Origin of the sequence: Pseudoalteromonas sp. S3785, from assembly GCF_005887365.1 — a bacterium.
Lineage (GTDB): Bacteria > Pseudomonadota > Gammaproteobacteria > Enterobacterales > Alteromonadaceae > Pseudoalteromonas.
This window is the reverse complement of sequence record NZ_PNCT01000053.1, coordinates 33,786-55,267: the sequence shown is the minus strand read 5'-3', so window position 1 is coordinate 55,267 and position 21,482 is coordinate 33,786. Positions and strand designations below refer to the sequence as shown.

At 39.3% G+C, this 21,482-nt stretch carries 21 protein-coding genes; 11 read left to right on the top strand and 10 right to left on the bottom strand.

All coding sequences use genetic code 11. The features are described from left to right. Window positions 1-9: 9 nt before the first annotated feature. From CWC17_RS13825 to CWC17_RS13810, 4 genes are all read right to left on the bottom strand, one after another. Window positions 10-840 carry a carbohydrate ABC transporter permease gene (locus tag CWC17_RS13825; protein ID WP_004586533.1) on the bottom strand — a complete coding sequence of 277 codons (831 nt, stop codon included), beginning with the start codon at window positions 838-840 and terminating at the stop codon, window positions 10-12. A gap of 2 nt (window positions 841-842) precedes the next feature. Next, window positions 843-1,715, bottom strand: a complete 873-nt coding sequence (locus CWC17_RS13820) for a carbohydrate ABC transporter permease (protein WP_024033631.1) — start codon at window positions 1,713-1,715, stop codon at window positions 843-845. A gap of 118 nt (window positions 1,716-1,833) precedes the next feature. Then, window positions 1,834-3,138, bottom strand: a complete 1,305-nt coding sequence (locus CWC17_RS13815) for an ABC transporter substrate-binding protein (RefSeq protein WP_138613483.1) — start codon at window positions 3,136-3,138, stop codon at window positions 1,834-1,836. A 139-nt stretch (window positions 3,139-3,277) separates the two neighbouring features. Continuing rightward, on the bottom strand, window positions 3,278-4,600 hold the full coding sequence (locus CWC17_RS13810; RefSeq protein WP_138541057.1) for a hypothetical protein: 1,323 nt from the start codon (window positions 4,598-4,600) through the stop codon (window positions 3,278-3,280). Between the two features lie 731 nt (window positions 4,601-5,331). Between CWC17_RS13810 and CWC17_RS13805 the strand changes: the two genes are divergently transcribed. The 5 genes from CWC17_RS13805 to CWC17_RS13785 are packed head-to-tail and all read left to right on the top strand — an operon-like array spanning window position 5,332 to window position 10,915. Continuing rightward, the gene (locus tag CWC17_RS13805) at window positions 5,332-5,715 is read left to right on the top strand and encodes a response regulator (protein WP_029772290.1); all 384 of its coding nucleotides are present in this window, start codon (window positions 5,332-5,334) and stop codon (window positions 5,713-5,715) included. Window positions 5,716-5,727: 12 nt separating this feature from the next. After that, window positions 5,728-6,633 carry an AAA family ATPase gene (locus CWC17_RS13800; RefSeq protein WP_138541056.1) on the top strand — a complete coding sequence of 302 codons (906 nt, stop codon included), beginning with the start codon at window positions 5,728-5,730 and terminating at the stop codon, window positions 6,631-6,633. Further along, window positions 6,617-7,630, top strand: a complete 1,014-nt coding sequence (locus CWC17_RS13795) for a DUF58 domain-containing protein (protein ID WP_138541055.1) — start codon at window positions 6,617-6,619, stop codon at window positions 7,628-7,630. Before CWC17_RS13800 ends, CWC17_RS13795 begins: the two co-directional genes overlap by 17 nt. Continuing rightward, the gene (locus tag CWC17_RS13790; RefSeq protein WP_138613481.1) at window positions 7,623-9,584 is read left to right on the top strand and encodes a transglutaminase TgpA family protein; all 1,962 of its coding nucleotides are present in this window, start codon (window positions 7,623-7,625) and stop codon (window positions 9,582-9,584) included. Before CWC17_RS13795 ends, CWC17_RS13790 begins: the two co-directional genes overlap by 8 nt. An 8-nt stretch (window positions 9,585-9,592) precedes the next feature. Continuing rightward, a complete protein-coding gene (locus CWC17_RS13785) occupies window positions 9,593-10,915 on the top strand; it encodes a Na+/H+ antiporter family protein (RefSeq protein ID WP_138613479.1) in 1,323 nt (440 codons plus the stop codon). A 292-nt stretch (window positions 10,916-11,207) separates the two neighbouring features. On the opposite strand, the gene CWC17_RS13780 is transcribed toward CWC17_RS13785, so the two are convergent. From CWC17_RS13780 to CWC17_RS13770, 3 genes are read right to left on the bottom strand one after another with little or no spacing between them, the layout of a single operon-like run. Continuing rightward, entirely contained in the window at window positions 11,208-11,642 is a 435-nt protein-coding gene (locus tag CWC17_RS13780; protein ID WP_055014783.1) for an acyl-CoA thioesterase, read from the bottom strand. A gap of 5 nt (window positions 11,643-11,647) precedes the next feature. Then, window positions 11,648-12,466 carry a M23 family metallopeptidase gene (locus CWC17_RS13775; protein ID WP_138541051.1) on the bottom strand — a complete coding sequence of 273 codons (819 nt, stop codon included), beginning with the start codon at window positions 12,464-12,466 and terminating at the stop codon, window positions 11,648-11,650. Next, window positions 12,459-13,316, bottom strand: a complete 858-nt coding sequence (locus CWC17_RS13770) for a 6-carboxytetrahydropterin synthase (protein WP_138541050.1) — start codon at window positions 13,314-13,316, stop codon at window positions 12,459-12,461. The genes CWC17_RS13775 and CWC17_RS13770 overlap by 8 nt, the downstream gene beginning before the upstream one ends. Window positions 13,317-13,521: 205 nt before the next feature. On the opposite strand from CWC17_RS13770, the gene fabA reads away from it, so the two are divergent. After that, on the top strand, window positions 13,522-14,037 hold the full coding sequence (gene fabA / locus CWC17_RS13765) for a bifunctional 3-hydroxydecanoyl-ACP dehydratase/trans-2-decenoyl-ACP isomerase (RefSeq protein WP_004586523.1): 516 nt from the start codon (window positions 13,522-13,524) through the stop codon (window positions 14,035-14,037). A 66-nt stretch (window positions 14,038-14,103) separates the two neighbouring features. On the opposite strand, the gene rmf is transcribed toward fabA, so the two are convergent. Further along, window positions 14,104-14,274 carry a ribosome modulation factor gene (gene rmf, locus CWC17_RS13760; protein ID WP_004586522.1) on the bottom strand — a complete coding sequence of 57 codons (171 nt, stop codon included), beginning with the start codon at window positions 14,272-14,274 and terminating at the stop codon, window positions 14,104-14,106. Between the two features lie 602 nt (window positions 14,275-14,876). Here rmf and acuR point away from each other — a divergent pair. The 3 genes from acuR to CWC17_RS13745 all read left to right on the top strand — a co-directional run bounded on the left by acuR (window position 14,877) and on the right by CWC17_RS13745 (window position 17,039). Further along, the gene (gene acuR / locus CWC17_RS13755) at window positions 14,877-15,509 is read left to right on the top strand and encodes an acrylate utilization transcriptional regulator AcuR (protein ID WP_138613477.1); all 633 of its coding nucleotides are present in this window, start codon (window positions 14,877-14,879) and stop codon (window positions 15,507-15,509) included. A 50-nt stretch (window positions 15,510-15,559) separates the two neighbouring features. After that, a complete protein-coding gene (gene acuI, locus CWC17_RS13750; RefSeq protein WP_138613475.1) occupies window positions 15,560-16,549 on the top strand; it encodes an acrylyl-CoA reductase (NADPH) in 990 nt (329 codons plus the stop codon). Window positions 16,550-16,622: 73 nt separating this feature from the next. Next, window positions 16,623-17,039 (top strand): VF530 family protein, encoded by a 417-nt coding sequence (locus CWC17_RS13745; RefSeq protein WP_055014778.1) that lies wholly within the window; start codon window positions 16,623-16,625, stop codon window positions 17,037-17,039. Between the two features lie 255 nt (window positions 17,040-17,294). Here the strand turns inward: CWC17_RS13745 and CWC17_RS13740 are convergent, their stop codons facing one another. Then, on the bottom strand, window positions 17,295-17,726 hold the full coding sequence (locus tag CWC17_RS13740) for a DUF3859 domain-containing protein (protein ID WP_138613473.1): 432 nt from the start codon (window positions 17,724-17,726) through the stop codon (window positions 17,295-17,297). A 166-nt stretch (window positions 17,727-17,892) separates the two neighbouring features. On the opposite strand from CWC17_RS13740, the gene CWC17_RS13735 reads away from it, so the two are divergent. Both CWC17_RS13735 and CWC17_RS13730 read left to right on the top strand, forming a co-directional pair. Then, window positions 17,893-18,870: a YHYH protein gene (locus CWC17_RS13735; RefSeq protein ID WP_138613471.1), complete on the top strand. Its 978-nt coding sequence runs from the start codon at window positions 17,893-17,895 to the stop codon at window positions 18,868-18,870. A gap of 23 nt (window positions 18,871-18,893) precedes the next feature. Next, the gene (locus CWC17_RS13730) at window positions 18,894-19,418 is read left to right on the top strand and encodes a hypothetical protein (protein ID WP_138541046.1); all 525 of its coding nucleotides are present in this window, start codon (window positions 18,894-18,896) and stop codon (window positions 19,416-19,418) included. A gap of 48 nt (window positions 19,419-19,466) precedes the next feature. Here CWC17_RS13730 and CWC17_RS13725 read toward each other — a convergent pair whose 3' ends face one another. Next, window positions 19,467-21,284, bottom strand: coding sequence for a protein kinase domain-containing protein (locus CWC17_RS13725; protein WP_138613469.1), 1,818 nt, complete (start codon window positions 21,282-21,284; stop codon window positions 19,467-19,469). Window positions 21,285-21,482: the final 198 nt, after the last annotated feature.

Sequence of the window (21,482 nt, the reverse complement as noted above, 5' to 3'; positions counted from 1 at the left end):
TGTGTTCTCCTACTTTACTGCGCCAAAGCTTAAGCCGCGCACTAATTGTTTTTGACTAAACCAACCAAGAATTAATATTGGCACAATGGCCATGGCAGAAGCTGCCGACAACTTGGCGTAAAATAACCCTTCTGGGCTTGAGTAACTGGCAATAAATGCCGTTAGTGGTGCGGCATTCGCAGCGGTTAAAATGAGTGTCCAAAATGCTTCATTCCATGCCAGAATTACGTTTAACAGTAATGTTGAGGCTATGCCAGGTAGTGCGATTGGCAGTAATACATGAAATATTTCTTCGCCAATAGTTGCGCCATCCATTCGTGACGCTTCTAAAATTTCACCCGGAATTTCTCTAAAGTAGGTGTATAACATCCATACCATAATTGGTAAGTTTATTAAGGTCATAACAATAACTAAGCCCAGTTTTGTATCTAACAAAGCAAAGTCTCTAAAGAGTAAATAAATAGGAATTAACACCCCTACCGGCGGGAGCATTTTTGTAGAAAGCATCCACATAAGTAGGTTTTTAGTCTTTTTCGTTTGCACAAACGCCATTGACCACGCGGCTGGTACCGCTATTAATAAGCCCAATAAACTTGAGCCTAGTGATATAACCACAGAGTTCCAAAAGTGGTCAAAATATGGCGATCGCGCTAACACATCTTGGTAGTTTTCCAGTGTCCAATCAAAAGCAAATAACGCGGGTGTTGCTGATATTGCTTCTGCTTCGGTTTTAAAACTGGTGATTAATGTCCACAAAATTGGGAAAAAAATCATTCCACTGATGGTCCATGCTGCCAGGGTATAAATTAGTTTTGATTTTTTATTTGCTGCACTAGCCATGATTAACCCTCTAAGTTTTTACCAATAAGGCGCATTAAAAATATGGCTACAATATTGGCAATAATTACTGCAACTATACCCCCTGCTGAGCCCCCGCCTACATCAAATTGTAATAACGATTGGGTGTAAATTAAGTAGGTAATGTTGGTTGATGCATACCCAGGCCCGCCACTGGTTGTCACTAAAATTTCTGCAAAAATAGACAGTAAAAATATAGTTTCAATTAAAATAACAGCGGTAACTGCGCGTGATAAATGCGGCAGCACTATGTAAAAAAACTTACTAAAAGGCCCTGCACCATCTAAATCTGCAGCTTCGAGTTGTTCGCGGTCAAGCGATTGAATTGCCGTCAGTAATATCAACGCTGCAAACGGTAACCACTGCCAAGAAACAATAATAATGATTGAAAACAACGGCATTTGTGCAAAAAAGTCGATTGGCTCAAACCCAAGCCATATTGCAAAATGTGCAAATAATCCATTCACAGGGTTCATAAACATGTTTTTCCACACCAAAGCCGATACGGTTGGCATAACAAAAAATGGGGCGAGAACCATAATACGAACATAGTTTCGCCCCCATATTGCTTGGTCGAGGAGAACAGCTAAACCAATACCACCACAAATAGTGATAGCTAATACACCCGTTACTAAATAAAGGGTATTAAAAAAGGATTCAACAAATGCAGGATCTGTTAAAAAAAACTCGTAGTTTAAAAAGCCTACAAATTCACGTTCACCAGGAATAAGTAAGTTGTAATCTACAAATGAGAAATAGAGTGTCATGCACAGCGGCACTATCATCCATCCTAGTAATAAAATTACGCTAGGAAATAGCATTATGCGTGCAAGCGTACGAGACTGTGTAGTTGCCATATCAGTGACCTTCAAAAAGTCAGCATTAACCTTAGTAACAACGACAAACGGCTACTAGATAACATGCTAATGCTGACGAAAAATACGAGGTAAGCGATAAACTTACCCGCCTACTTATTTATTTTGGGTAGCGCGCTTTACGCATTGTGCGCTCAACTAGGCGTTGTGATGTGCTAAGCGCTTGCTCAACAGTCATTTGCCCAGTAAGTGCAGCTGAAAACTGTTGCCCAACAGCCGTGCCAATGCCTTGAAATTCAGGAATTGCTACAAACTGAATGCCAACATAAGGTACGGGTTTTACAGTAGGATTTTTCGGGTCGGCCGAATTAATAGAATCAAGCGTTATTTGTGCAAACGGTGCTGCATTCATGTATTGCTCGTTTTCATAAAGTGATGCGCGAGTACCCGGTGGTACCTTTGCCCAGCCTTTGTTATCGGCAACTAATTGGCTGTATTCTTTTGATGTAGCCCAGCTAATAAATTTCATTGCAGCATCAGATTTTTTACTGCTTGAAGGAATTGCAAGTGTCCATGACCATAGCCAATTACCACGTTTACCAAGGCCATTATCAGGTGCAAGTGCAAAGCCTACTTTATCAGCTACTTCAGAATCTTTTTTATTGGTTACAAATGCGCCAGCAACCGTTGCATCAATCCAAATACCACATTTACCCGTTTGAAATAACGCTAGGTTTTCGTTAAATCCATTCGCTGACGAACCCGCCGGGCCAGACTCTTTCATAATATCTACATAGTACTGGAGTGTAGCCTTCCACTGTGGGGTGTTAAATTGTGGTTTCCAGTTTTCATCAAACCAACGAGCGCCAAACGAATTTGCCATTGAAGTAATTAAAGCCACATTTTCGCCCCAACCTGCCTTCCCACGTAAACAAAGGCCATAAACACCTTCATCTTTATTGGTCATTGCTTTAGCAGCTTTTTGTATAAAGCTCCACGTAGGCGCGTTTGGCATTTCTAAGCCGGCTTTTTCCATTAGATCAGTACGGTACATAACCATAGAGCTTTCGCCATAAAATGGGGCCGCGTATAGTTTGTTATCTATCGTTAAACCACTTCGAATAGCAGGTAGCAAATCATCAACGTCGTAATTTTCACCTAGGTTATCAAGCTCAGTTAGCCAGTTTTGTTTACCCCAAATTGGCACTTCATAGGTGCCAATAGTCATTACGTCGTATTGGCCGCCTTTTGTAGCAACATCGGTTGTTACACGTTGACGTAAAATATTTTCTTCAAGTGTTACCCATTTTAATGAAATATCTGGGTTTTGTTCTTCAAAATGATTGCTTAGCTCTTTCATGGTGATCATGTCACCATTGTTAACAGTGGCAATGGTTATGGTTTCTTTAGCAGCTACGTTAATAGCCATAATTGAACACGCGAGCATTAATAATTTAGTTTTCATCGGGTTAACCCTCATAAATATGTTAAATGACGCTTAAAAAATAACTGTAAAGCGCCTTAGTAAATAAAGCAGTGAGTAATTTCAACGTATTTACAACGCCGAAATTACCTTTAAACCAAACAGTAAGTTAGTAAGCTATTTAAAATTTAACTGAGATTTCTGAGGTGAAACCGTCAAAACCACGGCCAATTTGACCACCTGAGTTTGCGCCTTCTTCTTGGTTTACATACTCAACTTTTAATAGTGTTGAATCAGTAAACCAGTAACCTGCGGCTACTTGTAAGCGCTCAACGGTGTTATCGTTTTGGCTGATTAAATCGGAAGTGTTTTCTGACTCTGCATAGCGCGCGGCTACGTAAAGTTTTTCAGGAATAATGTATTGCTGCGCTTCAACTGCGTAATATTCTACTGAGCTCTCGCCTTTAATTACGCTGTTTGAATCAAATGTGGTGCCGTTTTCGTCTGCTACGCCATTTGTGCCAAAGTAGGTAATACCTGCCACTGCGTTACCTGCAGAGTCTGCAAAGGTGTAATCGTCAGACGATTTACCTAACATTAATATGATGCTGGTTTGATCTGATGGCTGATACGCTAAATTTAATTGAATGATAGACTGATCAAGGCCTGGCATAACACCTACGTGAGTATCACGTTCGCTTGAAGGAGAAGCCGAAAAGTTATAGTTTTCGCCATCACCAAAACGGTAATTTGTTGTAGTAAGTCCATCTAAGCTTGCTACGCCATTTTCAAAACGAAGCTGGTCGCCTTGGTTAGCTTGTAAGTAATTTAAACCAACTTTAAAGCCACCTTCAAACTCTAACGTACCTTGTAAGCGGTAGTTAAAACCTCTATCTTCTTGAAATGCCTCACCAAAACTTGATGTCGTAATATGACCCGCCACGTTGTAAGAACGAAGCACACCACTGTCAAATGTTTCTGTGTAGCTTAATTGTACACCGTTTTCTGCGGTTGCGTAGTCGTTTATGCCGTTACCAATTAAGGCATTACCTTGGTTATCAGCGCCATCTTGAAAACCTTTAAACTGAAATGGAGAGGCACCAATATTACCTAAACGAAGCGTTAGATTTTCGTTTTCGTTTGGTGTGCCGTATAAGCCAAGTAAATCGAATTCGATACCTGCAAAGTCGTTATGGAACGAAAAATCACGGTCGCCGCCGCCAAAATCGTTCGGCTCTTCGGCTATATCAATGTCGGCAGTAATGTATTCATTGATATGAAACTTAAGCATTAAGTTAGCTCTTATACGCCCAAAACCTGATGACTGCTCTTCATCTTCAGGACGAAATGCACCGTCTTTAGCTTGAATAGACTGAAAGTTTTGCATTGCTAGAAAGTTAACGTCAAGGCGGTCAAAGTAATCTGACATATCTGCTTGTGCTGGCGCCGCCAACGCTGCTGCTACTAACGTTAGCGCAAATTTAGCTTTCTTATTATTTAACATAATGAACTCTCTATTTAGTGTGTTGTGTATTTTCAGTGTGCAGCTAAAGCAAATGAGCATTTTACTAAAATGTGTTTTTAAACTTCGCAATGGGCATTGGCTCAGCTAGTGAGCATAATCACAAATGAATAATGTAACGTCAACATCTTTTATTACAAAACATTTACATGAAATCCTATTAATAAAAAATTGCATTTATAAACAAGGGTTTAATAGTTTTGAATTTCAAAATAAAATTACTATTTATGACTAAAGTCTTATTTAAACTGGACTGTAGAGGGCTATCAAAGCGCGTTAATTAACATGTATTAACCAATTTAATGGTTTGGGTGTTTAGGGCGTGTTGACCTTTGGTGGGTGAATTTGCAGCAGTATGTTTGGTTTTTAGGCAAGGCAGAGCCTATGTAGTGTGGTTATCCCCCATGAATAGGCGATAACGCAGCATAAATACCAAACATGCGCTGCCCAAAGGGTTTTTCTAAGGACGATTAACTCTTTGTTGCTCGGTTTTTACTTAGCCCACTAGGTTACAAACCTCGCGCCGCGATTTAATCGCCCCTAAATTGAACAAATTTCAATCCACAAAGATCAACACGCCCTAATTAATGTGGCAGATCTAGGCGCCGTAAAGCGCTAATTGGTTGTTTTTTGATTTACTTTCTTGAGCTTATACAGTGCTTAGCATAAAATTAAATTACTTTAGATGTATTATAAATAGAAGTAATTAACATATGGAATTTGTGCGCCCGCTTGAGCCTATACTTATTATTGATGACGTTAAGGAAATACGTGACTACCTAAACCAAATATTAACGGAGCTAGGCTTTGAAGATATTTTAGAAAGCAACGATTACCTTTCTGCAAAACCCCTTCTTGACAAAAAATCACCCAATGTCATATTTTTGGATGTAGACTTACCTGATTCTGAAAGCTCTGATATTCTAGAACACATTAATGATAGTTACCCTCACGCGCACGTTGTTATGTGCTCGGGTCATAACACCCTTGAAAACGTGCAAAACACATGGGAATTAGGTGCCAAAGGCTTTATAGAAAAACCTTTTAACGCTAAAAAAGTTAATTCTGTTATGAAGCGCCTCGAACTAAGCGAATAAAATAAGGTCAGTATGCAAAACACTGTTTCGGCAATTATCGACGATTTATCGAGTGTTATTTTTGGAAAAAAACAACAAATAAAACTAGCACTCACCTGCTTATTCAGTGAAGGACATTTACTGATAGAAGATTTACCAGGTATGGGTAAAACTACGCTCTCACATGCACTTGCTGCTGTGCTAGGGCTGTCGTATCAGCGTATACAATTTACAAGCGATCTTTTACCTGCCGATATTTTAGGAACTAATGTATTTAACGCTAATGAACATACGTTTACATTTCATAAAGGGCCAATTTTTAGCCAAGTTGTATTAGCAGATGAAATAAACCGCGCGGGCCCTAAAACGCAAAGTGCATTACTTGAGGCAATGGAAGAGCAGCAAGTTACAGTAGATGGCAGTAAGTACACATTACCAAATTCTTTTTTTGTAATTGCCACGCAAAACCCGCTTTATCAATCGGGTACTTACCCACTTCCTGAATCGCAGTTAGATCGATTTTTAATGCGCATAAGTTTAGGTTTCCCTCCTAAAGAGGCTGAAAAACACCTTATTTTAAACATTAAACCGCGAGACTACAGCCAATTACCTCAAAGAATAGACGCTAAGCAGCTACAGCAAATTCAAACCTTAATTAATCAAATTGTGATAAGTAGCCCTGTGGTTGACTACATTATTGAATTAGTAACGCATACTCGTCAAAGCGCCGCATTTGCAGGCTCGCTGTCTCCTCGTGCAAGTATGGCGCTTGCCAAAGCGGCTAAGTCGTGGGCATTTATTGAAGGGCGTGATTTTGTCACCCCTGACGATGTACAAGCTGTATTTGCAAGCGTGTGCCAGCACCGATTAGGACTGCATAACGAATCGGGCGAAGCGCAAGTAAATGAAATTTTAAAAACTGTTGCTGTGCCAGTTTAACGTGTTATTTAAAAAAAAAGCTAAAAAAGTCAGTATATTAGGCGCATTTAAAAAGCGTTTACTTAATAAACTACTTAAAAACAAGCATTCAAAGCAATCCATTACGCTGGCTCATAACAATATTTATGTGGTGCCCTCGCAGCTCGGCTTTTACTTTATTGTTGTCGCAATTTTAAATTTTGTTATGGGGATTAATTATCAAAATAACTTAATTTTGGTGATGGCTTATTTAATGTTTGTGGTGATGATTATTGCCGTACTGCTTGGTTATACAAATGCCAAAGGGCTAAAGGTTGAATATATAAAAAGCGTTGCCAGCTTCTCACCAAATAAAGGATCGGTTAAATTTATTTTAAAAGCCCCAACACTTACGCAATCAGTATCGCTTAGCTACTCAAGTGATTCAAAATACGCAAAGCACTTAGCGCAAGTTACGCCCAAAGACAGCTCGTTAATTATTAACCTACCCTATAATACCCGCGGTAAATATCCCCTTAAACGTTTTAAAATACACAGTAATTACCCATTTGGGCTGGTAAGCGTGTGGAGTTATATACAACCCAATGACTCTGTTTATGTTTACCCTGCGCCAGAGCATGTATTAAACGACACTTACAACAATACGTTTGAACATACAACGCAAACAGGCAGTATTAAAGAGAGCGGCAGCGAAGAGTTTGATGAGCTAATTACGCATTTACCAGAAATGGGACTGCAGCGAATTTCATGGAAACATTACGCTAAATCGCAGCAGTTACTCGTAAAAGAATTTAGTGATTATAAAAAGTCCGATATTGTTTTTGATTTTAACCAGCTAACGGGTAATACCGAGCAACGCTTGAGTCAGCTTTGCTTTTTAGTGTGTAATGCATGCGAAAACAACACACCGTTTACACTCATTTTGCCCTCAGCAAGTTACAAAGCAACCAATGACACGCACGATAAATCACAGTGTTTAGCACTTCTGAGCGAATTCGGCGGAGCAAATAATGGCTGAGCTATTAAATTACCGGGCAATAAATTTAGCAATGAGCTTTATCTATGCCTGTTTGTTTGCGTTTTATTTATCGCATATGCCCATACTGTTTATTGGGGTTTTATCGATGTTATGCCTGTGGAACGTGTACTTAACACTGACTGACACACCCAAACCTAACGCGTGGCTTGCAAATATTTTGGCTGGTTTAGCTTTAATATTAATGATTTACACCCTAGGTATAGGCGATACAGTAATATTGTTTGTTGCTATGTTATTGCTCTCTAGTATTTTTAAACTACTGCAGGCTAAAACAAAAAAGCATTACCATATTATTGTTACACTTACGTTTTTTTCTATTTCATCGGCGTATTTGTTTAACCAAAGCATAATAACTACCTTAACTATGAGCGCCCTATTTTTACTCAACTTTGCGGTATTGAGCTTAATTGAATCTTCTCATAGTTTAAAATTAGCCTCTAAACAAAGTGCTAAGCTGTTATTTATTGCTTTGCCCTTAGCTATATTTTTGTTGTTGTTTTTACCTAAAATGCCCGCTTTTTGGCAATTACCTGGGCCAAAGCTTGCTAAAACAGGCCTCTCTGAACAGGTTGATCCGTTTGATATTGCAAAGTTGTCTAATTCTGATGAACTGGTTTTTAGAGCCCGCTTTGATAATAAAACGTCTGCCTCGCCTTATTATTGGCGCGCACTTGTGCACGACACCTTTGATGGTAAAGCGTGGAAAACATCTGATTTACTAAAATATAATAATCAAAGCGCCGATCCCGATAAAAAAATATTAGTACAAAATACCTATACTATTATTGCCGAGCCTGCTAATCAAAAGTGGCTATATGGGCTTAATTACGCTACCAGTAATAATAAAAATGTTGAAAGTAATGCATTAGGGCTGTTACGAAAAAAGCAATATCAAGCTAAAAGCTTGCAGTATCAGGCATCAAGTGCAGCACTGAGTACAGAGCAGCTATCAAATTGGCAAACCACTTATTACACACGCTTAAATAACCAAACAAACCAACAAGCAGCCAAGCTTGCAGCCACACTTAAACAATCAACAACGTCGCAAATCGACTTTTATAATGCATTGCTTAACTACTTTGCTAAACAAGAATTTAGTTACACGTTAACCCCTGAGCCTATGACGGGTGACAGCACTATTGATCAATTTTTATTTGATAAAAAACGCGGCTTTTGCGGCCATTACGCCAGTGCAGCAGCCTATATTTTTAGAAGCGCCGGTATTCCCGCGCGCTTGGCCAGTGGGTATTTAGGTGGCGAAAAAAATCAATCAAATAACTATTTATCGGTTCGCCAATACGATGCCCACGCCTGGGTTGAAGTGTATATTAATAATCAGTGGCAAATTTTTGATGCCACAGCGGTGGTAGCCCCCGAGCGTTTAAATGGTTCACTTTCACAAAACGAAGAACTCAATGATGAATTTAAAAGTAATCTTGATTTTGGCTTAGTGAGTTTAAGTAACTTTGCAGCCGTTAATTGGTTAAGGCTCAAATTAGAAACCCTTGATTACCAATGGACTAGCTGGGTACTTGGCTTTGACGAAGAAAAACAAAGTAACTTTTTAAAATCACTTTTTGGTAGTAAACACCTTTGGTTGGTACCTTTAGCGGTTATTTTAGGACTTGCTTTTAGCTTTGCTGCTTATTTTATTTATTTAAATTGGCCACGCAATAAAAGTAAGCGCCCGCCGTTAGTTGCAGAATTTGAAGCCATTATGCATTGGGCAAATAAAAACAACATAACGGCGCCTAGACACTATTCTCCTAATCAGCAGCTAATATACTTTGCAGAGCAAAGCCCTGAGGCGGCTGCACCTTTAAGCGAATTTAGCTATTTATTTAATCAAGTGCGCTACGCTAAAAAACCTTTTACTAAAGAACGTAAAAATCAGGCTAAAGATCTGATAAAATTAATTAAATCTTCAAAATAGAGAAAACTATGAATGCGGTTGTTATAGGCGTTATTTTAATGCTTGGGCTCTCCTTAGCCCGTGTAAATGTCATTGTAGCTATGATAATTAGTGCACTTGTAGCCGGTTTAACAGCGGGTTTAGGCATAAAAGAAAGTGTTGATGCATTTAATTCTGGCCTATCTGCCGGCGCTGAAATTGCTTTAAGTTACGCAATGTTAGGTGCCTTTGCAGTGGCTATTTCAAAATCGGGATTAACCCGTATCCTTGCCGAAAAGCTATTAAACAAAGTGAATGCACAAGGTGCAGGCAGCGAAACCTTTTTAAGCTATTTTATTTTATTAATTATATTAGCCTTTGCTGTTTCTTCTCAAAATCTAGTGCCTGTACACATTGCTTTTATCCCTATTTTAATTCCCCCTTTGCTCGTTGTATTTAATCAACTACGCCTGGACCGCCGCGCCATTGCCTGTATATTAACGTTTGGTTTAGCTACCTCTTACATGGTATTGCCTTATGGATTTGGTGGCATTTACTTATATTCTATTTTGCATAAAAACTTAGTTGATAACGGCCTAGAAATTGTAAACACACAAGTGCCTATGGCAATGATTATTCCTGCCTGTGGTATGTTAATTGGTTTAATTATTGCGGTGTTTATAAGTTACGTTAAGCGCCGTGACTACAATGCGCAACCGTTAACAACACAAAGTAAAGCTACCGACATTGAGAAACCAAAAAAAGTGATGATAGTCGGTTTATTTGCTGTGATTTCATCACTAGTTGCACAAAACCTAAGTGGCTCAATGATATTGGGCGGCCTTGTAGGTGTAATGATATTTAGTGTATTTGGCGTTGTTAAGTGGGAAGAAAACGGCGACGTATTTAGTAAAGGAGTCGCCATGATGGCTATGATTGGTTTTATTATGATTTCGGCCCAAGGATTTGCCTCAGTAATGAAAGCAACTGGTGATGTAGCAAGTTTAGTACACAGTGGCGCAGCGTTATTTGATGGCAATAAGCCCCTTGCTGCAGCAGCTATTTTGTTAGTGGGATTATTGATAACAATGGGGATTGGTAGTTCGTTTTCTACAGTGCCCATTATTGCTACCTTATTTGTGCCTTTGTGCTTAGATTTAGGTTTCTCGGTTATGGCAACCGCAGCTTTAGTAGGCACAGCCGGTGCATTAGGTGATGCGGGCTCTCCTGCCTCTGACTCTACACTTGGGCCAACCTCGGGTTTAAATGCCGATGGCCAACATGACCATATAAGAGACTCTGTAATCCCAACCTTTATACATTTTAATATTCCTCTACTTATATTTGGTTGGATTGCGGCTATGGTGCTTTAATACTTTTGCACTTATGGTTTATTGGATAGTTTATTATTTTTAAGGCATGTATTTCATGCCTTTTTTATATCCCTCCTCTTGTGAATATTAAATTTATATATTTTTATAGTTGCTAAGATTGGTTATATATCAAACTTAGTATGATGTGTTCTTTTGCTACAATTAAATAAGCACCTTAATTAGGTGCTTATTTAATTGCGAATTTACGCATCTATGGCTTGTTTTTTGTAGGTAAATTCAACACAATTAACGCTGAAGATAGCTTTTAGAGATTGGTATATTATCCGATGCTCTACTTATCAAAGCCATAAATCATTTTATCGCACACAACCGGTGTGGGTCTGTGGTCATCATCAACGGCTACAAATGTAAAACTACCTGAAATAGCAGAGTGTTTATCATCTTTATGCATGGTTTCAATGCATATATCCACATCTACCTTTAAAGAGGTATTACCCACGTGAACAACTTTAGCAATAAGTTCAGCAAAAGAACCTACTGGAATTGCTTCTTTAAAATCAACCCTATCTGATGAAATAGTCACTAAGGGCTTACGGCAAAAACGAGTAGCAGCAATAAAAGCTACTTCGTCCATCCATGCTAAAGCATCACCACCAAATAATGTATTGTGATGGTTAGTACGCCCAGGAAACACAGTTTTGGTTACCGAGGTGGTTGAGTCTTTAATACGCTTTGCAATAATTGCATCACGGTTTGTTTCTGTCATAGTCTCTACTTTTTATTAGCAAGTTTATCTTGCATCAATAATGCTGGGTCTAGGCGCTCGCCTTCCCAGTTAAAACGCCAATCTAGGTGTGGGCCTGTTACACGCCCTGTTGCACCTATTTCAGCAACTTTATCGCCTTGAGTGATAGTATCGCCTACTTTTACGTCCAACTTACTTAAATGTATATAGGTTGAAGTAACGCCATGTCCGTGGTCTATAATAAGTGTGCCACCTGAGTAATATAAGTCGGGATCAGCAAACACCACGGTGCCGCTAATAGGCGCATATACAGGTGAACCGGTTTTATTAGCAATGTCTAAACCAAAATGTGGGCGTCGAGGTTCGCCATTAAAATAGCGCTGACTGCCATAAACACCGGATATACGACCCTGAGCAGGCTTAAGTACAGGATCTAAAAAGTATTGTAAATCAGAATTAACTGCGCGCGCTTTACGTATTGCTTGCGCTTCACGGCTAATACGTGCGCTTACTTCTTTAGGGGGCGACACATATTTTTTTGCCACACCGGTAATTTTATCAATTTTATAATCACGTTTAGTGATCATTAAATCTTGCGTGTGTGTGTTACCGTTACTATCTACCCACTCAAGGGTGTGCTTTGATTTAGCATCGCGACCAAAACCAAATACAAAATCCCCACTTTGAGTTAACTTTAATGTTTTACCATCTAACGACACGGTTTTTACATTTTCAAGCTTGCCTGTCACTAAGCCGCCTTGAGTGAGGTGCCCTTTTAGCTCAAGCGCTAATGCACTAAAGCTAGTTGTGGTTACAAGCGCTGTTGCTAAAAGAGTTTTAAGCATAACTAATCGATCCCTTTCCTACGCCTTCATAAGCGGTAATTTTTACGTCTTTGTCTGGGTATTCTGCCTTTACTTGCTCTGCTAAGTGTTGAGCAATACATTCTACCGTTGTATCTACGGGTAAAATGTCACAACGAGATTCACTAATAGCCATTTCAAAATAGCCTTGTGCTGCGGTGTAAGCAAAACACACATCATCGCCTTTAGCACTAATGTGTTTAAGTTCGCTTGCAGCGATTTGGTCTTCACGTGTGGCTAAATAAATATCTTGCCATTTTTCAGCCCATTGCTTTTGTAAGCGAGGCATAGACATACCATTTAAACTAATACCTATTTGCGAGCGATGGCCATGAATAATGCGCTGACAGTTACCATCATGCTTTTTAAGGCCATGACTGTAGTGATAATAAAAGCTTTGGCTGTGCTCTGGTTTTAGCGACAATTCAATTTTTTCAATATTACTTGGTAGTTTAGGTAAAATAGTGTCGATTAAAAATTCAGTAACTGATTCAACACTAATTTCTGGTGCATCTATCATGCAATAAGCTTGATGCGGAGCACTCATGGCTAAATGGTGGTTATCACCAAATGTACAATCGAGCGTTTTGTATGTATCAAATTCTTGTACCGTGCCATTTAAACCTTTAGCAATGGCTAGTTTGTGGTCTAAACAGTCGTCAATTATGCCTTTAATTTGCTTTTTAACTAAGCCAAAGTCTAACACCATAGACTCTTCGTTTAGCTTGCCATGCAACGTTAAGTCAACAATCCAGCTCTCGCCAACGGCGCCGCGTTTGTTACATAAGTAAGAAAAATCAATCACTGTTAGTGAGTTAACAAAAAGGATCATAAACTTCCTTTAAACTGGTTATAAGTCAGGGGTAATTATAATGATTTCTGATTATAATTGCGCGGTTTTATGGTCTAAAAAGCAGTCTCCACTACTGATTGGCGATAAATCACGCAAAAAAGTGTCTTTTTTCAACTGCTCCGAGTTGTTTGGCGTACAAGTGTACGCTAAAGTACTTGGCAATTTCTAAGCGAAGATAAGTGTTATGGAACCTAAAAATAGCTATACAAAAGAAGATTTGATCCTATGTGGTCAAGGTGAGATGTTTGGTGAAGGTAACTGCCGTTTACCAAGCGACAACATGTTAATGATGGACCGTATTACTTCAATCACTGCTGATGGCGGCGAGCACGGTAAGGGCCAAATTGTAGCTGAGCTTGATATTGACCCAAGCCTTTGGTTTTTTGACTGCCATTTTAAAGGCGATCCAGTTATGCCAGGCTGCTTAGGCCTAGATGCTATGTGGCAACTGGTTGGCTTTTTCTTGGGCTGGTCTGGTGGCCCCGGTTTAGGCCGTGCGCTTGGTGTAGGTGAAGTTAAATTTACCGGCCAAATTTTACCTACAGCTAAAAAAGTAACGTACCGCCTTGATATGAAACGTGTAATAAAGCGTAAATTATTTATGGGCATGGCTGATGGCACAGTTGAAGTAGACGGCCGCGTTATTTACGAAGCAAAAGATCTAAAAGTGGGCTTATTTCAAGATACGAGCGCATTTTAATATTATATATTTATGCAAAAAAGCCTCCATATGGAGGCCTTTTTACGTTAATTCTTTTGTGATGAATTAGGTTTTGTACATGTTTCGGTTTTCAATTGCTTCGCGCCAACCGCCTAACCATTCAGACTTAGGATCGATTTGCTGATAAGGGCATAGTTCTTTTGAGCGCCCAGCCAAACCTGCTTTAAAACCTTGAGAATGAGCTCTTTCTAAACGATCTCTTTTTTGTCTCTTCATCGGTAATATCCTCACCTTTTTTAATTATAAATTTTGTAGCATTAGTGAAATCTACATTTAATGAATAGTTAATAAAAATGTTAAATTCAAATAGCAAAATTAATTAATTTGTTTGACATTAACTAACCTGCTGATGCAAAAATAATTTAACATTTATAAAAACACAGTGGTCATACCACTTAATTTCTTACTGCTTATTTAATTTACAATACGGCTATCTAACCGCTTAAATGCACTTATGTGCTTAATGTCGGACACACCATTTTTGGCTTAGTTCCCTACAATAATGTAATCATGACAATTTTATTGCACTCTTAATTTTGAATAAAAAACAGTTCAAATGATTTATTTTTGAACAACTGCTATTAGTGCTTGATTAATTAAAGTCGATCGGTCTAATATGGGTTAACACAAAAAAGACTATAAAACCAATTCGCATAATTAAGTGATCAATTTTGAGGATGGATAACTGTGTTGATAGCAAGGCAAAAAATTCGCTATTTAGTTATTCTAAATGAGAATTTTTTAACGCAGATAGCGACACGTTTAGCCCCTGAAAATGATTAAGTATTATTGCTGATTGGTATAAGAGGTTACTAATAATGAATACAACTCAGGCACCTGCACGGCGCGGAAGGCCCCCTAAAATACCTCGCGAAAACGCTGATACGAAAGCGCATCTTATTCGGATTGGCCTAGAAACCTTAACTGAATTTGGTTTTAGCGCAACTGGACTTGATACCATTTTAAAAAAAGCCGGTGTGCCTAAAGGCTCGTTTTATCATTACTTTAAAAGTAAAGAGGCGTTTGGTATTGCTTTAGTAAATGCCTACGATGAATACTTTATCACTAAGCTTAAAAAATACTTAACCGATAGCAGTACCCCGCCGCTTGAACGTTTAATACACTTTACGCAAAGTGCCATAATGGGCATGCAAAAATATCAGTACAAACGCGGTTGTTTAGTCGGAAACTTAAATCAAGAGCTCAACCATTTAAGTGATGAGTTTAAAACCCGCTTGTTACAAAGCTATGTAGCATGGCAGCAGCAAGTTGAGCAGTGTTTAAATGAAGCACAACAACAAGGCACACTTGCTAAATCTGTTAATACAAAGCTTATGAGTGAATATTTTTGGATTGGCTGGGAAGGCGCTGTTATGCGCGCTAAATTAACCCAATCAAGCAAACCCCTTACACTGTATACAGAAATGTTTTTACGCGCATTACTCACCTAATGCGCATTTTATTTAGCCATTAAAAACCGATCGGTCTAAAAGGATATGTTATGAGTAACCCAATTAAAGCTATTGTAATTACGAAAGACGAAAACTACGCTGCCGCGCTTAGTGGTGTGCAGCAAAGTGACCTACCAGATCAAAACGTGCAACTTGATGTACTTTATAGCACGCTCAATTACAAAGATGGGCTAGCCATTACAGGTAAAGGCCCTGTCGTGCGTAGCTTTCCTATGGTGCCCGGCATCGATTTGGTGGGTACAATACGTGGAACAAGTACGGATGAATTTAATGTTGGCGATAATGTAATTTTAAATGGCTTTGGTGTAGGCGAAAAACACTGGGGCGGCCTTGCACAAAAGGCATCGCTTAATAGTGACTGGTTAATCCCCCTCCCTGCAGCGCTTTCGCCAAAACAAGCAATGCAAATTGGCACTGCGGGTTACACAGCAATGCTCAGTGTTATTGCCCTTGAAAAACAAGGTATTACACCAAGTGATGGTGAAATATTAGTGACCGGCGCAAACGGTGGTGTTGGCAGCTTTGCCATTTATTTATTAAATCAGCTGGGTTATAACGTAACCGCTGCAACAGGGAGAATGAAGCAAAGCGATTACTTAAAGGAGCTGGGTGCATCACAAATTATTAGCCGCGATGAGCTTTCAAACCCAGGTAAGCCACTTCAAAAAGAACGTTTTGCTGGCGCTATAGATTCGGTAGGCAGCCACACACTTGCTAATATTTGTGCATCGCTTAAATACGGTGGTGTGGTTACTGCGTGTGGTTTAGCCCAAGGCATGGATTTACCCGCCTCTGTAGCGCCCTTTATTTTACGGGGTGTATCTTTAATTGGTATAGACAGCGTTATGCGCCCTAAAAAAGACAGAATCGAAGCATGGGACAGACTAGCAAGCTTAGTTAAAGCCGATTACCTTGATAAAATTTCAACCGAAATTACACTTGAGCAAGTCATTGAAAATGCCGAGCAACTTATGGACGGTAAAATTCGCGGCCGTGTCGTTGTTAATTGCCAAAGTTAAGCAATTTTATCTATTAAAGCCTCGTTATTAAATTTATAATGACATTTGTATTTTTATTAATGAGGCAACACCTATGAGCAACCAAGATCTTTACAGTAATAACCCACTGCAAGGCGTAAAATTAGAGCAAGTGGTTGAAGAACTGGTTGAGCAATATGGGTGGGAGCTACTGCACGCTTATTTGCAATTAAACTGTTTTAAAAACAACCCAGATATAAAATCGGCGGTTAAATTTTTACGTAAAACACAATGGGCACAAGAAAAGGTAGATAACTTTTACCTATACCGTCTTAAAAACTTGCCTAAACCCGACGATGTACAATATCAATTACCGCCTCGAGATAGAGTTATACCTGCGGATCATAAACCGGGGGAGCCGTGCGAACTAAGCTTTAGTGATGCAAAGCGAATTATGGAAAAAAAGGCCACTAAACAACGCGCCAGAGCACGAAAGCAACGTTCAAACGCCAGTAACCCGTGGGGTAACTAAGTTAACCTCAACTTTGGATAATAAATCTATCTCTAGCAGCTATTTTCAGCGCTAAAAGCGTTGAATTTACTTGCAATAGGCTAGCTATTGACGCATAAATTCGCCTTGTTTTCACCGAAAACCGCTGGCTAGAGAATTAAGCTTAAAGATCATCATGATAAATTATGTTGGTGTATCTCTTAACCAGAGTCCAGGTTAAGTTATATTTTTAAAGCCAATGTATATTGACTTTTTTTAGCGCTGCAATATAAGGGCTTAGTAACCACGTTTGCGCCAAAAGTAATTAACTGAGCCTTGCTCTTCAAGCGCAACTTTAAATGTTTTATCAGCAATAATTTTATTGTTCAGGGTAAGTGTCATCCGCCAATCACCTAATTTATTTTCAATAGGCTCCCACAGCGTATCCCCTAAATAAAACTGCCAGTCATTCTCTTTAATGTATTCAACGCCTGCAAAGGGCGGCATTATTTCACCATTGTTGTCTGGTATATCAGGGTGATAAATACAAAAGTGGAGTTTTTCCCCTTTGGCTTTTTTGATATTAATTATTAAACCAAATTCAACATCAAGCTTAGCAATAACATTGGTTGTAAATTGCTCAATTTGTGGCAGCGTCTTACTTTTACTATCCCATGTAGAATAAATGCCGAAGCTTTGAATTGACACCTCAGGTTTTGATTTTGTCATTACACCATTCTTTATTTTGGGCTGTTAAAACACTGATTTTATAATACTTACATCTTAAGTAAAATCATCCATTAACATACATACTCAATGTTGTTGTATTTTTGCACATTTCTTGCACATTTAAGATTAAAAATAGCGTCAATTAGTACTTAATTGGCTGTGTACAATGAATCACTCACTACCTAATAAAATTAAACTATTAAAAATTTCGTTATTAAGCGCAGCAATTTGCTCTATTGTTGCATGTGGTAGTGATGAGCAAAGCCTAATAACTGCTACCGATGAAAGTACACCTTCAAGCAGTAACAGTACAACAGCAACAGGTAGCAGCTCTACCGAACAAGCGCTATGTGATTACAGTTACAATGAATACAACGACTCTACACCAGTGCAAACCACCAGCTCTGCTGATTGGGCATTCACAGGGACAACACGCGATGTAATCGCTAATGGCATTCCAGATCATGATGTAGGCACGTTCCCTAACCCCGATAATCCAAACACCATTTCTGAACAAACTGTGAGTGAAAGCTTTACGCTAACGCCTATACAAAGCGATACCACAACCTTAATGGGCGGCCCTCGTGGCGTATTAGGCATAGTACTAAATGGCGTTAAAATTGATGCTGGTACAGGCGGCAGCTGCGATAAATGTTCGCTTGGCGATAATAGTGGCAACTGGAGTATTGAAGCTCTAAGCCAAGATACTTTTAGTTTTGGTACAGACGATAACAACGCACATGTCCAGCCCGATGGCACCTATCATTACCATGGCATGCCAGAGGGATTTGTTACCCTTAGAGGCGGCAACAGCTCAACAATGACTCTAATTGTATGGGCGGCTGACGGGTTTCCTATTTATGCGCGTTATGGCTACAGCACCGCTGATGATGCCAGTTCGCCGCTTAAAGTGATGACAGGTAGCTACCAGCATATTAGTACAGTAAGCGATAACCGCCCTTCTATCGAAATTTATCCTCTGGGTACTTTTGCACAAGATTGGGAGTATGTAGCTGGCGCTGGCAATTTAGATGAGTGTAACGGGCGCTTTGGTGTTACCCCTGAATTCCCACAAGGCATATACCATTACTACGCAACCGATACTTACCCGTTTTTTCAGCGCTGTGTGAAAGGCGAACTGTAAATTAGACTATAGGCAAAGTGAGTATGATGAATATACAAAAAAAAGCACTGGTTGCGCTTATATTAGTAGCTAACATGGTTATAGCTCCAGTTGCTTATGCACATTTAATGGTGGCTCAACACGGAACATTAAACGTGATTGATAATCATGCCTTTATAGTTCTCTCGTTGCCTATTTCGGCATTTAATAACCTTGATGACGATTTGAACAAAAAAGTCTCTTTGGATGAATTTAACGCCCATAAAAAGCAAATCCGCAAAATCATAAAGCAAGGCATTTATTTAAACGATCATCTTTATAAGTTTTCCCTAGAGGGCTTATTATTAAATCCTGAAGTGTCGCATGATGATGCTAATAATATTGAGCACATAACGATTACAGGCCGCTATACAGTGCCAGTTATAACTAAGCAGCTTAAATTAAATGTTAGGTTATTTAGTAAAAATTCTGATTTAAACAAATACCACATTACCGCCAATAATAAACAGCAAAAATTGAGTCACCAATTCGCTGTTACACCCCGTACACCTTTTAGCACAGTGTTTTAAACTAACAATTAAGTAGCCAAGGGCAGACTTACTATTAAGCTGCCCTTTTTACTGTGCTAATAATTTGGGGTTTTTAGGATAGAAATTATCTGGTTGTTTTTCGCAAAGCGAAAATTCGCGAGTGTTTTTATAAGGAAGCTTCATAAATCCTGCTACCCCCACATCAGTAATATTCACAGCATACTGCATTAATTTATTAAGTAACCGTTTAAACTCTGCTTCTTTGCTTTCATCTAGTAAGCGATAATAATGATGTATTTTCATTCTATCAGGCAAGGCTTCAAAAATAATACACCCTGTATGATGAATTTGGTTTAACTCAAACACGCATTTAATTACCTTTTTAGGCAATTGCAGCTGCTCATCAGGGTCTTTACCGTCTTCAAAATAAGAATGTGGCCGTGCAATTTCATTGGCTTTCATACTGACAACTTCATAATCAAGCTCAGGAAGATTATCAAACTTAAACGCCCCTGTTCCATCTCGCTCTAATTGAATGGTTTTACGCGCATCAAATAAACAACACTTAAATAAACCTTTTTGACTTATCGCTTGTGCAAGCATCACGGTATTATTAATGGCATCGGTAAAGGCTGTTTTTAAACTTTCATCATGCATAATAAGCGATGACTCAACAAACAACGACTCATCTTTCCAATGAAAACTCAATCCACCCACAACTGGGTATTTAGCTAAGCGACTAATAGAAGCCAAAAAGGCTTTTTCGGTATCCCCGGTATCAAACAAAAACTCTTTATAGTAGCGGTCTAGTTGCGCATCGTTAACATCAAGTAGTTGCTGATTATGATCGGCCTGGCGTAAAAACTGTTTGCGTGAGCTATATACTACGGTGTCGGGCTTATCGCCTTTGCCAAACCAATACGGAATAGCAGGACGCGGCTGCTCTTTTTTAAGCTCAGGCAGATAAGCCTTAGCCATTTTGGTAATGTTACGCATAAAGTAATCGCCTGCACCATCACGAATGGTTTTATTTTTAGACAGCATGCCATCAATAACATTGGCAAGCTCCTTGGGTAAACCAAGCGAGCTTGCAGGAATGGCTTGCGCGCCAAAACGACATGATTGAGCAGAGGCAAGTGCATATAACGTTGAGGCAACACCTTGCTCGTCAAAGCGCGGGGATGACTGCTCACCCGACATTTGCGCATCACCTATAAAATACACATCGCCCATTCTGGCATTAGTAGTGCTTAAATCGCCCGACATTAAATCCATAAAATTACTGGCTATAGGCTCGCCATTACTATCAACCTGTGCGTAAACAGAGCTTCCCCAATCAACTAAAGACAGCGCATCGCTTTGCTCATCCCACACCAAGTTAGAAGGTTTTATATCGCCATGCACTATAGGTTGAGGGGTTAAACCATTTTTATGATTACGAAGATCAATTAATACATTTCGCAGCCGCACCGCTAATTGCATAATATGGGAGGCACTAAAACGCCCTTTTTTTAGCGATACTTTTTCAAGGTCTTCACCAATGGCGCGGGCCATCATTAAAATACCTTGCTTTTTTATACGCTCAAACGCATAAAAGGTTGGCACGAGCGGGTTATTAATTTGCGAGAGCATATACGCTTCGTCTTCTAGGCGGTCGCGCACACTTTGGGCAAGCGTAATACGCGAGAACTTAAACACCCAAGGTAAATTATTTTCGTCAGTGCCAGCAAATACAAACCCAAACGCGCCTGAGCCAATCATCTCAACATTTTTATAGCCAAGTGCGGTCAATTGCTTAATACAAATATTAAGCCATTGACGATGTTTTTTTGCATCCCGGTGAGAGAGCAAATAAATAGACTGCTCTTCGTTAATATAAAAATTACGAATTTCTTTGGCTTTCAATACAGGCTCTTTGTCGTTTTCGTTAATTAGTGAGTTAGCCAGATGATTATTAGTGTTATATAGGCAGATTACAATAGCCCGATAGCTGTTTTTACCTATGCTTATAGGCGAGATCACACACAACATTCACAACAACTAATACACCTTTTTAACAAATACCGCATCCAATTAACCCGCTAAGCCGTATTTAAACTATCA

Excerpts from the sequence above, each read along its gene's own strand:
- CWC17_RS13825 (WP_004586533.1), bottom strand. The coding sequence starts at position 840 with ATGGCTAGTGCAGCAAATAAAAAATCAAAACTAATTTATACCCTGGCA.
- CWC17_RS13820 (WP_024033631.1), bottom strand. The coding sequence starts at position 1,715 with ATGGCAACTACACAGTCTCGTACGCTTGCACGCATAATGCTATTTCCT.
- CWC17_RS13815 (WP_138613483.1), bottom strand. The coding sequence starts at position 3,138 with ATGAAAACTAAATTATTAATGCTCGCGTGTTCAATTATGGCTATTAAC.
- CWC17_RS13810 (WP_138541057.1), bottom strand. The coding sequence starts at position 4,600 with ATGTTAAATAATAAGAAAGCTAAATTTGCGCTAACGTTAGTAGCAGCA.
- CWC17_RS13805 (WP_029772290.1), top strand. The coding sequence starts at position 5,332 with ATGGAATTTGTGCGCCCGCTTGAGCCTATACTTATTATTGATGACGTT.
- CWC17_RS13800 (WP_138541056.1), top strand. The coding sequence starts at position 5,728 with ATGCAAAACACTGTTTCGGCAATTATCGACGATTTATCGAGTGTTATT.
- CWC17_RS13790 (WP_138613481.1), top strand. The coding sequence starts at position 7,623 with ATGGCTGAGCTATTAAATTACCGGGCAATAAATTTAGCAATGAGCTTT.
- CWC17_RS13785 (WP_138613479.1), top strand. The coding sequence starts at position 9,593 with ATGAATGCGGTTGTTATAGGCGTTATTTTAATGCTTGGGCTCTCCTTA.
- CWC17_RS13780 (WP_055014783.1), bottom strand. The coding sequence starts at position 11,642 with ATGACAGAAACAAACCGTGATGCAATTATTGCAAAGCGTATTAAAGAC.
- CWC17_RS13775 (WP_138541051.1), bottom strand. The coding sequence starts at position 12,466 with ATGCTTAAAACTCTTTTAGCAACAGCGCTTGTAACCACAACTAGCTTT.
- CWC17_RS13770 (WP_138541050.1), bottom strand. The coding sequence starts at position 13,316 with ATGATCCTTTTTGTTAACTCACTAACAGTGATTGATTTTTCTTACTTA.
- fabA (WP_004586523.1), top strand. The coding sequence starts at position 13,522 with ATGGAACCTAAAAATAGCTATACAAAAGAAGATTTGATCCTATGTGGT.
- rmf (WP_004586522.1), bottom strand. The coding sequence starts at position 14,274 with ATGAAGAGACAAAAAAGAGATCGTTTAGAAAGAGCTCATTCTCAAGGT.
- acuR (WP_138613477.1), top strand. The coding sequence starts at position 14,877 with ATGAATACAACTCAGGCACCTGCACGGCGCGGAAGGCCCCCTAAAATA.
- acuI (WP_138613475.1), top strand. The coding sequence starts at position 15,560 with ATGAGTAACCCAATTAAAGCTATTGTAATTACGAAAGACGAAAACTAC.
- CWC17_RS13745 (WP_055014778.1), top strand. The coding sequence starts at position 16,623 with ATGAGCAACCAAGATCTTTACAGTAATAACCCACTGCAAGGCGTAAAA.
- CWC17_RS13740 (WP_138613473.1), bottom strand. The coding sequence starts at position 17,726 with ATGACAAAATCAAAACCTGAGGTGTCAATTCAAAGCTTCGGCATTTAT.
- CWC17_RS13735 (WP_138613471.1), top strand. The coding sequence starts at position 17,893 with ATGAATCACTCACTACCTAATAAAATTAAACTATTAAAAATTTCGTTA.
- CWC17_RS13730 (WP_138541046.1), top strand. The coding sequence starts at position 18,894 with ATGATGAATATACAAAAAAAAGCACTGGTTGCGCTTATATTAGTAGCT.